Consider the following 13,019-nt stretch of genomic DNA (forward strand, 5'->3'; position numbering starts at 1 on the left):
CCCCTCATCCGAAGAAGGAGTCGCCCATGTCCCGTGTCGTCGTCACCGGAGGAAGCGGCAAGCTCGGCCGCGCCGTCGTGAGGGAGCTGCTCGGCGCGGGCTACGACGTCGTGAACCTCGATCGCGTGCCCTCGCCCGAGACCGGGCCGCTCGGGCCCGGCACCCTGCCGACCGAGCCCCGAGCCCTCTTCGTCAAGGTCGACCTCGCCGACTACGGCCAGGTGCTGCAGGCCTTCACCGCCGTCGACGACCGCTACGACCGGGTCGACGCCGTGGTGCACCTCGCCGCCATTCCGGCGCCCGGGCTCGTGCCCAACTCGGTGACCTTCGCCAACAACGTGCCCTCGAGCTACAACGTCTTCGCGGCCGCTGCGGCCGCCGGAATCACGAACGTGGTGTGGGCCTCGAGCGAGACCGTGCTCGGGCTCCCGTTCGCCGAGAATCCGCCGCCCTCGTTCCCGGTCGACGAGGAGTTCGCCGTGCGTCCCTCCACCACCTACTCGCTCGGCAAGGCCGTGGAGGAGGAGATGGCGCGGCACTTCACACGCTGGAACCCCGACCTCAAGCTCATCGGGCTGCGGTTCTCGAACGTCATGGACGAGAACGACTACGCCGGCTTCCCGGCGTTCGAGAGCGATCCGGCCGCGCGCAGCTGGAACGCCTGGGGCTACATCGACGCACGTGACGGCGCCCAGGCCGTGCGACTCGCTCTCGAGAGCACGCTCACGGGCTTCGAGGCGTTCGTGATCGCGGCCGCCGACACCGTGCTGAGCACGCCGTCGGAGGAGATCGCGGCGCGGTTCTTCCCCGACGTGCCGTTCACGCGGGCCGTTCCCGGCACCGAGACGCTGCTCGGCATCGACAAGGCGCGGCGCATGCTGTGGTTCGAGCCGAAGCACTCGTGGCGGGACCACGTGGGCTGAGCGCGCTGCTCATGACGGCGGGCCGGCGCAACCTGACGGTGCACCGGCCCGCCGCGCTGCTCAGGCCTCCGGGATCTCGCGGCTGAAGGTCTCGAGCGTCACGGCCTCGGGCTCGGGGCCGCCGCGCTGCCCGGTGTCGAGGGCGTCGATCGCGGCGACCTCGTCGGCGGTGAGCTCGAAGTCGAACACCTCGAAGTTCTCCGCGATCCGCTCGGGCTTGGTCGACTTCGGGATGACGGACCGGCCCTCCTGGATGCCCCAGCGCAGCATCACCTGCGCGGCCGACTTGCCGTGCGCCTCGGCGATGCCGAGGATCGTCGGGTCTTCGAGCGCGCTCTTCTCGGAGTCTCGGTAGAAGGTGATCCCGCCGATCGGCGACCAGGCCTGGGTGAGGATGCCGAGCTCGGCGTCCACCCGCTGCAGCTCCTTCTGCTGGAAGTAGGGGTGCAGCTCGATCTGGTTGACGGCGGGCACCACCGAGGTCTGCTCGCGCAGGGCGGCGAGGTGCTCGGGCATGAAGTTGCTCACGCCGATGGAGCGCACCCGGCCGTCGGCCAGGAGCTTCTCGAGCGCCTGGTACGCCGCGATCGTGAGGTCGAAGTGGCTCGGCAGGGCCTGGTGCAGGATCAGCAGGTCGATCGTCTCGACGCCGAGCTTGCCGGCGCTCTTGTCGAAGGCGTGCAGCGTGGCGTCGTAGCCGAAGTCGTTGATCCAGACCTTGGTCTCGACGAAGATCTCGTCGCGCGGCACGCCAGAACGGCGGATGCCCTCGCCGACCTCGCGCTCGTTGCCGTAGGCGGCCGCGGTGTCGATGTGGCGGTAGCCGGTCTGCAGGGCTGCCACGACCGCATCCGTGGTCTCGTCGGGCGGGGTCTGGAAGACGCCGAGCCCGATGGCCGGGAGCTCGACGCCGTTGTTCAGGGTGAGGAGGGGGATGGTCATGGGTGCGACGCTACGCCCGGATGCGGGGGTGCAGGAGGGTTCTGCCAGTACCTGTACCCGTGCTCAGGGTTCGAGCGGTTGCTCGTCGTGGCGGGGGATGAGGGCGAGGGAGGCCAGCGGGGTGAGGGCCACGAGCGCGAAGGCGAGCGGATAGCCCGCCACCGTGATGAGGGCGCCGATGGCCGGGCCCACCACGGAGGCGGCCACGAACTGCCCCGTGTTCTGCACGCCGAGCGCGCGGCCGGACCAGTGCGGCCCCGCCGCCTCGGCCACGGCGGTGAAGGCGAGGCCGTTGTCGGCGACGCTCACGGTGGTGGCGATCACGAGCATCACCGCGGCGGCGGCGCTCCACTCGAGGAGTCCCGTGGTGGCCAGGAGGAGCATGACGGCGACGCCGCTCACCGCCACCCAGCGCATCACGCGGGTGCGGCTGTCGACGCGGTCGCTCAGGTGGCCGACGGCGATGCGGCCGAAGGCGCCCACGAACTGGGAGAGGGCGATGACGGCGCCGGCGGCGGCGGGGTTCCAGTGCAGGGCGGTGATGAGCCAGACGAGGCCGAAGGTCGAGAGGGTGAACTGCGGCACCACGAGCAGGGCCGAGGCGAGGTGGATGCGCAGGAGGAAGGGACTGCGGCGGTAGGGGCTCGTGGAGGTGGCCGTGGGGGTGGGGGCGCTGCTGCTCGTGGAGGTGGGGGTGGTCTTGGCGTTCGGGCTGCCGGGCTTCGCCGGGCGGGGCGGGTCGGCGATGCCGACCGCGCACGCCACGGCGAGCACCGCGAGGGCGACGGCGACGGCGGCGAGGGGTGCCCCGATGCCGTGCTGCTCGGCGAGGGGCGGCACCACGAGGGCTGCGACGGCCACGCCGAGCGGCTGCGACATCTGGCGGATGCCCATGGCGAGGCCCCGGCGCGAGCGGGGGAACCACCCCACCACCACGCGTCCGCTCGCCGCATTCACGCTCGCGGAGGCGCCGCCGCCAAGCAGCAGCAGGATGCCGAGCGCCGCGTAGCCCCACCCGGCGGCGGGCACGGCCACCAGGGCGAACAGTGCCGTGAGCGCGAGCCCGCCGGCGATCACCCAGCGCTCCCCGAAGCGGTCGGCGAGCGCGCCCCACGCCACGAGCGTGAGCACCATGCCGAAGGTGGGGGCGGCGGCGAGCAGTCCGGCCTCGGCGAGGGGCATGCCCTGCTGCACATGCAGGAACGGGATGAGGTAGGCCGGGGTGCTCACGAGGAACGTGCCTGCTGCCTGGGCGGCCACGCCGAGGGCGAGCATGCGCCAGGCGGCGGCCGGGGCGCGGGCCGGTTGCGGCGCCGGCGCCGGTGTCGTCGTGGACTTCGTGCTGCTCATCGGGACTCCGGACGTGACGCGGGAACTGGTATACGCTGATGGTATACCAAAGGAGATCGAATGAACGCAGGCGGCAGTGCGGGAGCCTACGAGGCGCTCCGATCCGCGATCCTGACGCTCGAGCTGCTGCCGGGCGAGGGGCTGAGCGAGCGGGGCCTCGAGGAGCGGCTGTCCGCATCCCGTACCCCCATCCGGGCCGCTCTGATGCGTCTCGAGAATGAAGGCCTCACGCAGCGGGCGGGCCGGGGCTGGCAGGTGACGCCGATCGACCTCGCCGAGGTGCGGGCGGTGATGGAGTTCCGCGAGGTGGTCGAGGCGGCGGTGGTGGGGCTGGCCGTGCAGCGCGCCGCCGACGACGAGCTCGCGGCGCTGCGCCTGCTGGCCGAGGGCCCGGTCGGCGGGGATGTGGGCGGGGATGCGGGTGGGAGTGCCGGCGGGGACGCGGATGCCGATGAGGGCGCCGACCGCGGTGAACCCGGCAGCGGTGAACCCGGCCGCGGTGAACTCGGCAACGGCGCCGGCGAGGCCGGGCTGCGGCGGGGAGGCGACTTCCATCTGGCGCTCGCGCGGCTCTCGGGGAATCCGTTCCTGGCCGACGCGATGGGCGATTCGCTCACCCGGCTGAGTCGCACGCGGTGGCTCGAGGTGCGCACCCCTGAGTCGCGTGCGCAGGCTCGGGCCGAGCACCTCGAGATCGTGGCGGCGGTGCGTGCGCGCGATGCGGAGCTGGCCTCCGCTCTCGTGGTGGCGCACAGTCGCGGCACGCGGGATCGCCTGCTCGATCACCTGGCCGAGGAGCGTCGTCGGCTCCGCGGTCGCGGCTTCGCCATCATCGAGTCGTCGGAGACGCCGTTGGCCCTGTGAGGTGCGCACGGTGAGGCCAGTCGTGTGAGGTCCGCCGGTGAGGCGCGCCGCGTCTGCGCGCCGTTCAGCCCGCCAGCGCGAGCACGATGCCGCCGAGCGCGCCCACGGCCACCACGGCCCACGCGGGCACCCGCCACACGAGGAGCAGCGCGAGGCACAGCAGCGCGAGGGCGGCGGGGGCAGGCCCCGTGATCGCCGTGACGAAGACGGGGTCGTAGAGGGCGGCCGCCAGGATGCCGACCACGGCGGCGTTCGTGCCGCGCAGCAGGGCGCGGGCCCAGCGGCGGGAGCGGAGGGCGTTCCAGAACGGCATCACCCCGACGAGCAGCAGGAACCCTGGTGCGAAGATGCCGGCGAGGGCGATGGCCGCGCCTGCCGCACCGCCCGGACCGACCGCCGACAGGGCGCCGAGGTAGGCGGCGAAGGTGAACAGGGGGCCGGGGACGGCCTGGGCCGCTCCGTAGCCGGCGACGAACTGCTCGGCGGTCACCCAGCCCGGGTCGACGACCCCCGCCTGCAGCAACGGGAGCACCACGTGCCCGCCTCCGAACACGAGTGCGCCGGCCCGGTAGAAGGTGTCGAACAGCTGCAGCGCTCCCCAGCCGGTGGCCTGGGCGAGCACGGGCAGTCCCGCCAGCAGCACCACGAACAGCCCGAGGCACACGCCGCCGGCCACCCGCCCCACGGGGAAGCGGATGATGCCGTGGTCGCTGGCACCCGGCGCACCCGCCCCGACACTTGCGCCGGCCCTCGCGCCATCTGCGCCGGCACTCGCGTCGGCTGCCCCAGCACCCGCCCCGACACTTGCCACGCCTGCCGCCCCGGCGCTCGACCCGGCTGCAGCACCAGGACCAGCGCCGGCCCCCACCGCACCATCCGGTTCTGCGCGGCAGAGCACGACGCCCGCCACCGCCCCCAGCACGATCGCGCCGAGCTGGCCGAGCGGCCCGGCGGCGAGCAGCGCCACGATGGCGGCGACCACAGCGATCGACGCGCGCACCGGGTCGGGTGCGAGGCTCCGTCGCATCCCGAGCACGGCCTGCGCCACCACGGCCACCGCGGCGATCGTGAGCCCCGAGAGGATGCCGCCGCCCACCACGCCGCCGAAGACTGCGGCCCCCGCGGCGAACGCCACGAGCAGCACCGCCGACGGCAGGGTGAACGCGAGGAACGCGGCCAGTGCTCCGAGGGGTCCGGCGCGGTGGAGGCCGAGGCCGAAGCCGACCTGACTCGAGGCGGGCCCGGGCAGGAACTGGCTGAGCGCCACGAGGTCGGAGTACTCGGCGTCGCTCACCCAGCGACGCCGCCCCACGAGCTCCGCCCGGAAGTAGCCGAGGTGCGCGATCGGCCCCCCGAACGACGTCACCCCGAGCAGCAGGAACGCCGCGAAGACCTCCCGCACCGAGCCCCGCCCGGAACCGCTGCCCGGAGCCGGAGCCGGACCCGAGGGAGGAGCCGGGGACGACGGCGGTGGCGCATCCGGTCGCTTCATCACACCTGCGGCACGAGTTCGTCGACGAGGGAGCGGATGCGTCGCTCGATGTCGTCGCGGATCGCCCGGACCTCCTCGAGGGGCTTCCCGGCCGGGTCGTCGAGCTCCCAGTCCTCGTAGCGCTTGCCGGGGAAGATCGGGCAGGCGTCGCCGCAGCCCATCGTGATGACCACGTCGGCGGCGCGCACGGCATCCGGGGTCAGCAGTTTCGGAGAGTTCGCGGTGATGTCGATCCCCACCTCGGCCATCGCCGCCACGGCCACCGGGTTGATCCCCTCGGCGGGCTCGCTGCCGGCGGATCGCGCCTCGACCAGGCCTCCGCCCACGGCCCCCAGGAACCCGGCCGCCATCTGCGACCGCCCGGCGTTGTGCACGCAGACGAAGAGCACGATCGGTGCTTCCGTCTCGGTCGCGGCAGGCGTGCCCGTCGCGGGCTCGGGGGCGCCTGCGGAGGCGGGCTCGGGGGCGGTGCGGGGCTCGGTCATGCCGGGATCGTACCGTGTGCGCGTGAACGGCTCGGGTGGCGGAACGCTGTGCCGGGCGGGTGCGCCGACTGCCAGGATGGGCGCATGAGGAAGTGGGTGCTGCTCGGCGGCGCGATCGTGACCGAGGTCTCGGCGTCCCTGTCGTTGAAGGCGGCGCTCGAGCATCCGGTGTGGTTCGTGGTGGTGGTGCTGGGGTATGCGTCGGCGTTCGTGCTGCTCGCGTTCGTGCTGCGGGCCGGCATGCCGCTCGGGGTGGCCTACGGGGTGTGGGGTGCGCTCGGGGTGGCGCTCACGGCGGGGTTCGCGGCGCTGCTGTTCGGCGAGACGCTGACGCCCGTCATGCTCGCGGGCATCGCGATGGTGATGGCGGGGGTGCTCGCGGTGGAGATCGGATCGCAGCGAGCGGCCAGCACGAAGGCGGCGGCCGCGGCGGCTGCGGCGGCTGCGGTTGCGGCGGCTGCGCGATCCGGGGCCGGCGGCACGGGCGAGGCCACCGATCCTCCCGGCGAGGCAGTGCGCTGATGGGGTGGGGCTGGGCGCTGCTCGCGGGTGCGATCCTGTTCGAGGTGGCGGGCACGCTGTCGCTGCGGATGGCGACGCACGGCAAGGCGATCTGGTACCTGCCGGTCGGTGTCTGCTGCCTCGTCGCGTTCACCCTGCTCGCGCTCACGCTGGCGAGCGGCGTTCCGCTCGCGGCGGCCTACGGCACGTGGACCGCCGTCGGCGTCGCCCTCACCGCGGTCGCCGGGCGCATCCTGTTCAAGGAGTCGCTGACCTGGCTGATGGGGCTCGGGATCGCGCTGATCGTGGGTGGCGTGCTGCTCATCGAGCTGGGGCACTGAGGCGGCTCCGACCGGCTGAGAGGTCGGAGGCCGCGGTCGCACTGTCGTGGATCCCGCTCGAGCACCCGGATCAGAGCGTGGCGAGCGCCTCGTCGATGATCGCGAGTCCGCGAGCGGCCTCCTCCGGGGTGATGACGGCGGGCGGCACCACGTGCAGCCGGTTCTCCGCGAGGAACGGCAGCAGCCCTCGGCCGAGCAGTTCGCCCTTCAGCCTGCCCATGGCGGCGGCGTCGAGGGGAGCGCGCGTGTCGCGGTCGGCCACGAGCTCGATCGCCCAGAACACGCCGGTGCCGCGCACCTCGCCCACGACCTCGTGCGTGTCGGCCAGTCGCCGGAGTGCCGGGCCGATGACATCCGTACCGATGGATCGCGCGTTCTCGACCACACCCTCCTCGGCCATGGCGGTGAGGGTGCCCACGATGCTCGCGGCGGCGAGGGGGTGGCCGGAGTAGGTGAGTCCGCCGGGGAACACGCGCTCGTCGAAGTGGTGGGCGATGGCGGAGGGGATGAGCACGCCGCCCACCGGCACGTAGCCCGAGTTGACGCCCTTGGCGAAGGTGATGAGGTCGGGCACGACGTCGAAGGCGTCGAGTGCGAACCACTCGCCGGTGCGGCCGAAGCCCGCCATGACCTCGTCGAGGATGAGGAGGATGCCGTGGCGGTCGGCGAGGGCGCGCACGCCCGCGAGGTAGCCGGGCGGCGGCACGAGGATGCCGGCGGTGCCGGGGATGGTCTCGAGCAGGATGGCGGCGACGGTGTCGGCACCCTCGGACTGGATGACGCGCTCGAGGTGGCGGAGGGCGCGCTCGCTCTCCTCCTCGGGGGTGGTGGCCCAGAAGTCGGAGCGGTAGAGGTAGGGGCCGAAGGCGTGCACGTGCCCGCGGGAGTACTCGTTGGGCATGCGGCGCCAGTCGCCGGTGGCCACGATCGCGGCGCCGGTGTTGCCGTGGTACGAGCGGTAGTGCGAGATGACCTTGTCGCGGCCGGTGACGAGGCGGGCCATGCGGATGGCGTTCTCGTTGGCATCCGCGCCGCCGTTGGTGAAGAAGACCTTCTCGAAGCCGGCAGGGGCCCGGTCGAGGATGAGCTGGGCGGCCTTCGCGCGCGTCTCGTTGGCGTGGGCGGGGGCGATGGTGGTGAGGAGTGCGGCCTGCTCCTGGATGGCGGCGATCACCTTGGGGTGCTGGTGGCCGATGTTGACGTTGACGAGCTGGCTGGAGAAGTCGAGGTACTCGGTGCCCTCGAAGTCCCAGACGGTGGTGCCGAGGCCGCCCGCGATGGCCATCGGGGCGAGTGCCCCCTGGGCCGACCAGGAGTGGAAGACGGTGGAGCGGTCGGCGCGGCTGACGGAGTCGTTCGTGGTCATGGGACCAGTGTCGGGGGTGCCGGGGTGGCTTGTGTGTGCCGGATCGGTCAGTGGATGCGACGTGGATGGACAGAGTGGCTGGTCGGTGATTGCGCTTCCCCAGCCGACAAGGCTGCCGCGCGCTTCGCGCTTGCCTTCGATGGTCGTGGTGCGGATGGTGCGTGGTATTCGGTTCATGTTTTCTTGGTGGCCATGGTCATCGAGGGCAAGCGCGGAGCGCGCGGCAGCTCATCACCCCAGTGTCGGTGGCTGCTGGTTGAATAAACCTCATGAAGACGACGTTCGGATCACCTCCCGGGGCAGCCCTGGATGCTCTTGAGCGTGCGATCACGGATGAAGTGGCGGGCTTCGCTCGGGACGACCGGAAGATCGCGAAGCTGCAGGCCCGTCAGGCACGGCGGTTGGCGCGGGCGGTCGGCCTGGCGGAGACTCGAGCGGAGTTGCTGCAGGGTGGGTTGACGCCGAAGGCGCGCGAGTGGGCTCGCCGGTCGCTGCGGGCCGAGGTCGCATGCGCGTCACGCCGTTCGGAAGGGGCGGTGTCCCGCCTGTTCGCGGATGCGGAGACGCTGGTGGCTGATCTGCCGGAGACGCTGGCGGCTCTCGAGGCGGGCGAGGTCTCCTACGCCCATGCCCGTTCGGTGGTGGTGCACGCCGGGTCGCTCCCGATCGAGGCGCGCGGGTCGTTCGAGCATGCTGTCCTGCCGCAGGCGCGGGAGAAGAACCCGGCCCGCTTCGACGACGCAGCCCGTCGCCTGCGCGAGGTGCACCACCCCGAGTCGATCACCCGCCGCGCGGTGCTCGCCCGCGAGGAGCGTGCCGTGTGGCTCGATGCCGAGCGCGACGGAATGGCCACCCTCCACCACCACCTTCCGGCCGTGGATGCGCTGGCCATCCACGACGTGATCGATCAGGCGGCCCGTGCGGCGCGGGGCGACATGGAGCCGCGGACGCAGGCGCAGCTGCGTTCGGACATCCTCGCGGATCGCATCCTCGGCCGCACTGATGGCCTGGCCGTTTTCACGCCGAGTGTGATTGTGACGGTGCCGGCGGTGGTCCTGGCCGGGTGCGAATCGACACCCACGACCCCACCCACGTCCACCCCGGGTGATCCGCTCGCCGAGTTGCACGGCTATGGGCCCATCGATCCCGCCACCGCCCGCCGGATCGCCGCGGCCGCTCCCACGTTCCTCCGCGTGCTCACGCACCCGGTCACCGGGGATGTGATCGAGACCGCCGGACGGTACCGCATCCCCACCGCGCTGCGCGAGGTGCTGATCGTGGCGGACGAGCACTGCCGCTTCCCCGGGTGCGGCCGCCGGGCCGCGAGATGCGAACTCGATCACACCGTGGATTGGGCGAACGGCGGCCGCAGCGTCGCCTCGAACCTCGCCCATCTCTGCACGAGCCACCACCACCTCAAGCACGACGGCGGCTGGCAGGTGACCCGCCCGCCCGACACCGGGCCGACATCCCGAACCCTGGAGTGGCGATCACCTCTCGGCGCCACCTACCGCACCAACCCCGCCGCTCGCAGTGGGGGCGATCCGCCACCCTTCTGATCAGCGGGTCAGAGGCGACCCTGCTCCGGGCTGCCGGCCGGCAGGGGAGTGAGCTCGGTGATGACGGGGATGGCCGAGAGCAGGGGGGAGAGGCGCTCCGCCAGCAGCGGAAGAGCGGCACTCGTGCTGCCGTGGTGATCGGCATCCGCCTTGGAGGCCCACTTCTCGATGAAGTAGAGCGTGCCGCCCGGAGCCTCGTGCAGGGCGTAGAGCAGACAGCCGGGTTCGGCCTGCACCATCTCGATGATCGGACCCAGGGCCTCGACCACCTCGTCGCGCCGCCCGGGCAGCGGCAGGAACGACACGATCGCAACGAGCGGATCAGGCATGGATTCTCCTTCGAACGGGTAGAAGCATAACTGGCAGGTAGCTCAGAGTCTGACCGATCGTGCAGGCGCTGACCGATCGGTCAGACTACCCTCGAATCCGTGCCCACTCCTCAGCCGATCGCCCGCCCGCAGACCGATGTCGCGGCCGAACTCCGATCCATCGCCCTCGCGATGTTCGCCGAGCACGGCTACACCGGCACGAGCCTGCAGCAGATCGCCGACGCCGCGGGCTACTCCAAGTCGAGCGTGCTCTACCACTTCCGCTCGAAGGAGGGTCTGTTCGAGGAGGCACTCGCCCCGAGCGTGGCCGAACTCGAGGAGTTCCTCGACTCGATCGTCGAGAAGGCCACCTCCGGCGACTCGCGGGCGCAGTTCACCGCCGACTTCGTCGACCTCCTGCTCGACCACCGCCTCGCCGCCCACATCATCATCAACCAGGGCCAGACCCTCTCCGACATCCCCACCGTCGACCGCGCCCGCGGCCTGATCGACCGGATCGGCGAGTCGTTCATGTCCGGCCTCCCCACCACCAAGCAGCGCATCCGTCTGGGTGTCGCCCTCGCCGGCGCCGCCTACGTGATGGTGGCATCCCGCCCGAGCGCCGCCGAGATCGACGACATCGACGAGGTCAGGGAAGCCCTCATCGACGTCGTCGGCGAACTCATCACCCCCCTCTCGAGCTGACAGAACACAAGAACAAGAGCACACCCGAACACCAGAACACCCGAACACCCGCAGTCACGAACACCCGAACACCCGACCGCACACCGAGGAGCTTCCCTGTGGCCACCCTGCTCTACCGCATCGGCCGATTCGCCTACCGCAAGGCCTGGTACGTCGTGATCGCGTGGCTGCTGGCCCTCGCCGCCATCCTCGGCGGCGGTCTCGCCCTGGGCGGCCAGACCGCCGAGAGCTTCACCATCCCCGGCACCGAGTCCCAGCAGGCCATCGACAAGCTCGAGAACCTCTTCCCCTCCGCCGCCGGCGCCGCCGCCACGATCGTGATCGTCGCCCCCGACGGCCAGAACGTGAACGACGACACCGTCGAACAGGAGATCACCGCGGTCTCGGATGACATCGCCGACCTCGACCAGGTCTCCGCCGTCATCTCCCCCTACTCCGAGTACGCGACCAACGCGATCTCGGAAGACGGCACCACCGCCCTCCTCAAGGTGCAGTTCGACGGCCCGGCCACCGACGTCTCCGACGCCACCCTCGACGAGGTCATGGCCGCCGGCGACACCCTCGAGAGCGAGGACATGACCGTCTCCTTCGGCGGCGAGGTCTTCCAGAGCGTCGAGTTCGGCCTCACTCCCACCGAGGCCATCGGCGTGCTCTTCGCCGGCATCGTGCTCTTCATCACCTTCGGATCCCTGCTGGCCGCCGGCCTCCCCCTCCTGACCGCGCTCCTCGGCGTGGGCATCTCGATGGGCGGCATCATCCTCGCCTCGGCCTTCACCACCGTCTCGAGCACCGCCCCCATGCTCGCGGTCATGATCGGCCTCGCCGTGGGGATCGACTACGCCCTCTTCATCCTCTCGAGACACCGAACCCAACTGGCCGCCGGCATAGACCCCGAGGAATCGGCCGCACGCTCGGTCGCCACCGCAGGCGCCGCCGTCGTCTTCGCGGGTCTCACCGTCATCATCGCGCTGCTCGGCCTCCTCGTGGTCGGCATCCCGTTCCTCTCGGTGATGGGCGTCGCCGCTGCGTTCGCCGTCTTCGTGGCCGTCGCGATCGCCATCACGCTGCTGCCCGCCATCCTGGGCATCGCGAAGGGCAAGCTCATCCCGAAGCCGGGCTCGCGCGCCGCCCGCCGGGCCCAGGCCGCCGCCGAGCACGACGCGCAGGGCGAAGCAGGGCACGAGCAGCGGCGCGGCCGGCAGGCGGCGCCGGATGCGACGGCGGAAGACACCCACAAGGCCAGCGAGCCCACCGCGACCACCAAGCCCGCCAAGCCCCTCAAGCCCTCGATGGGCGGCCGCTGGGTGGCCCTCGTCATGAAGGCCCCGATCGTCTTCATCGTCGCCGTGGTGGGCCTCCTCGGAGTGGCCTCCATCCCCGTCGCGAGCCTCGACCTCAACCTCCCGACCGCCGCCTCGCAGCCCGAGGGCTCCACCGCCCGCACGGCCTACGACACCGTGGCCGAGAAGTTCGGCGCCGGCTACAACGGCACCATCGTGGTGGTGGCCGACATCACCCAGACCACCGACATCCAGAACGACCTCGAAGGCATCCGCAGCGACCTCGAAGCCGTCGACGGCGTCGCGACCGTGGGCCCGGGCCTTCCCGACGAGACGCTCGACACCGCCATCTTCCAGGTGGTGCCCACCACAGCCCCCGACTCGCACGACACCAAGGAGCTCGTGGAGCGCCTCCGCGACATGAAGGGCGAGATCGAGGCCGACTACGGCACCCCCATCGTGGTGAGCGGCCAGACCGCCGTGGCCATCGACGTCTCCACGCAGCTCACCAACGCGCTCGTGCCGTTCGGCATCCTCGTGGTGGGACTGTCAATCCTGCTGCTCGCGATGGTCTTCCGCTCGATCGCCGTCCCCATCAAGGCCGCCCTCGGCTTCGTGCTCTCGGTGGGCGCCTCGTTCGGCGTCACCGTCGCCGTGTTCCAGTGGGGGTGGCTCGCCGACCTGCTGCACGTCAACGCCACGGGCCCCATCATCAGCTTCCTGCCGATCCTGCTGATGGCCATCCTGTTCGGGCTCGCCATGGACTACGAGGTGTTCCTCGTGTCGGGCATGCGCGAGGAGTACGTGAAGTCGAGGGATGCGCGACGAGCGATCCGGATCGGCTTCCAGCACGGCGCACGCGTCGTCACGGCCGCCGCGCTCATCATGTTCTTCGTCTTCTTC

13 protein-coding genes are annotated in these 13,019 nt (G+C 71.6%); 7 read left to right on the forward strand and 6 right to left on the reverse strand.

From position 1 onward, the window contains the following. Window positions 1–26 precede the first annotated feature (26 nt). Window positions 27–923 carry an NAD(P)-dependent oxidoreductase gene (locus Q0D57_RS00400; protein ID WP_291036525.1) on the forward strand — a complete coding sequence of 299 codons (897 nt, stop codon included), beginning with the start codon at window positions 27–29 and terminating at the stop codon, window positions 921–923. Between the two features lie 60 nt (window positions 924–983). Here the strand turns inward: Q0D57_RS00400 and Q0D57_RS00405 are convergent, their stop codons facing one another. Together Q0D57_RS00405 and Q0D57_RS00410 are read right to left on the reverse strand one after the other, a co-directional pair. Next, a complete protein-coding gene (locus tag Q0D57_RS00405; RefSeq protein WP_291036529.1) occupies window positions 984–1,865 on the reverse strand; it encodes an aldo/keto reductase in 882 nt (293 codons plus the stop codon). A gap of 63 nt (window positions 1,866–1,928) precedes the next feature. Then, window positions 1,929–3,215, reverse strand: coding sequence for an MFS transporter (locus Q0D57_RS00410; RefSeq protein ID WP_366518564.1), 1,287 nt, complete (start codon window positions 3,213–3,215; stop codon window positions 1,929–1,931). A 60-nt stretch (window positions 3,216–3,275) separates the two neighbouring features. On the opposite strand from Q0D57_RS00410, the gene Q0D57_RS00415 reads away from it, so the two are divergent. After that, window positions 3,276–4,079, forward strand: coding sequence for a GntR family transcriptional regulator (locus tag Q0D57_RS00415; RefSeq protein WP_291036531.1), 804 nt, complete (start codon window positions 3,276–3,278; stop codon window positions 4,077–4,079). A 64-nt stretch (window positions 4,080–4,143) separates the two neighbouring features. Here Q0D57_RS00415 and Q0D57_RS00420 read toward each other — a convergent pair whose 3' ends face one another. After that, a complete protein-coding gene (locus tag Q0D57_RS00420; RefSeq protein WP_291036533.1) occupies window positions 4,144–5,571 on the reverse strand; it encodes a chromate transporter in 1,428 nt (475 codons plus the stop codon). Next, window positions 5,571–6,056 carry an arsenate reductase ArsC gene (locus Q0D57_RS00425; RefSeq protein WP_291036535.1) on the reverse strand — a complete coding sequence of 162 codons (486 nt, stop codon included), beginning with the start codon at window positions 6,054–6,056 and terminating at the stop codon, window positions 5,571–5,573. The genes Q0D57_RS00420 and Q0D57_RS00425 overlap by 1 nt, the downstream gene beginning before the upstream one ends. An 84-nt stretch (window positions 6,057–6,140) precedes the next feature. Here Q0D57_RS00425 and Q0D57_RS00430 point away from each other — a divergent pair, with 84 nt between their 5' ends. Together Q0D57_RS00430 and Q0D57_RS00435 are read left to right on the forward strand one after the other, a co-directional pair. Next, window positions 6,141–6,578 (forward strand): SMR family transporter, encoded by a 438-nt coding sequence (locus Q0D57_RS00430; RefSeq protein WP_291036537.1) that lies wholly within the window; start codon window positions 6,141–6,143, stop codon window positions 6,576–6,578. Then, entirely contained in the window at window positions 6,578–6,898 is a 321-nt protein-coding gene (locus tag Q0D57_RS00435) for an SMR family transporter (protein ID WP_291036539.1), read from the forward strand. Before Q0D57_RS00430 ends, Q0D57_RS00435 begins: the two co-directional genes overlap by 1 nt. Window positions 6,899–6,968: 70 nt before the next feature. Here the strand turns inward: Q0D57_RS00435 and Q0D57_RS00440 are convergent, their stop codons facing one another. Then, the gene (locus tag Q0D57_RS00440) at window positions 6,969–8,264 is read right to left on the reverse strand and encodes an aspartate aminotransferase family protein (protein WP_291036541.1); all 1,296 of its coding nucleotides are present in this window, start codon (window positions 8,262–8,264) and stop codon (window positions 6,969–6,971) included. Window positions 8,265–8,533: 269 nt separating this feature from the next. Here Q0D57_RS00440 and Q0D57_RS00445 point away from each other — a divergent pair, with 269 nt between their 5' ends. Further along, entirely contained in the window at window positions 8,534–9,823 is a 1,290-nt protein-coding gene (locus Q0D57_RS00445; RefSeq protein ID WP_291036546.1) for an HNH endonuclease signature motif containing protein, read from the forward strand. An 8-nt stretch (window positions 9,824–9,831) separates the two neighbouring features. On the opposite strand, the gene Q0D57_RS00450 is transcribed toward Q0D57_RS00445, so the two are convergent. Next, window positions 9,832–10,152: a putative quinol monooxygenase gene (locus Q0D57_RS00450; protein ID WP_291036548.1), complete on the reverse strand. Its 321-nt coding sequence runs from the start codon at window positions 10,150–10,152 to the stop codon at window positions 9,832–9,834. Window positions 10,153–10,251: 99 nt separating this feature from the next. Between Q0D57_RS00450 and Q0D57_RS00455 the strand changes: the two genes are divergently transcribed. After that, the gene (locus Q0D57_RS00455; protein WP_291036550.1) at window positions 10,252–10,836 is read left to right on the forward strand and encodes a TetR/AcrR family transcriptional regulator; all 585 of its coding nucleotides are present in this window, start codon (window positions 10,252–10,254) and stop codon (window positions 10,834–10,836) included. Between the two features lie 98 nt (window positions 10,837–10,934). Next, window positions 10,935–13,019 (forward strand): MMPL family transporter (locus Q0D57_RS00460; RefSeq protein WP_291036551.1); only part of this gene is annotated, 2,085 nt, incomplete at its 3' end.

This window comes from Herbiconiux sp., from assembly GCF_023264895.1.
GTDB lineage: Bacteria > Actinomycetota > Actinomycetes > Actinomycetales > Microbacteriaceae > Herbiconiux.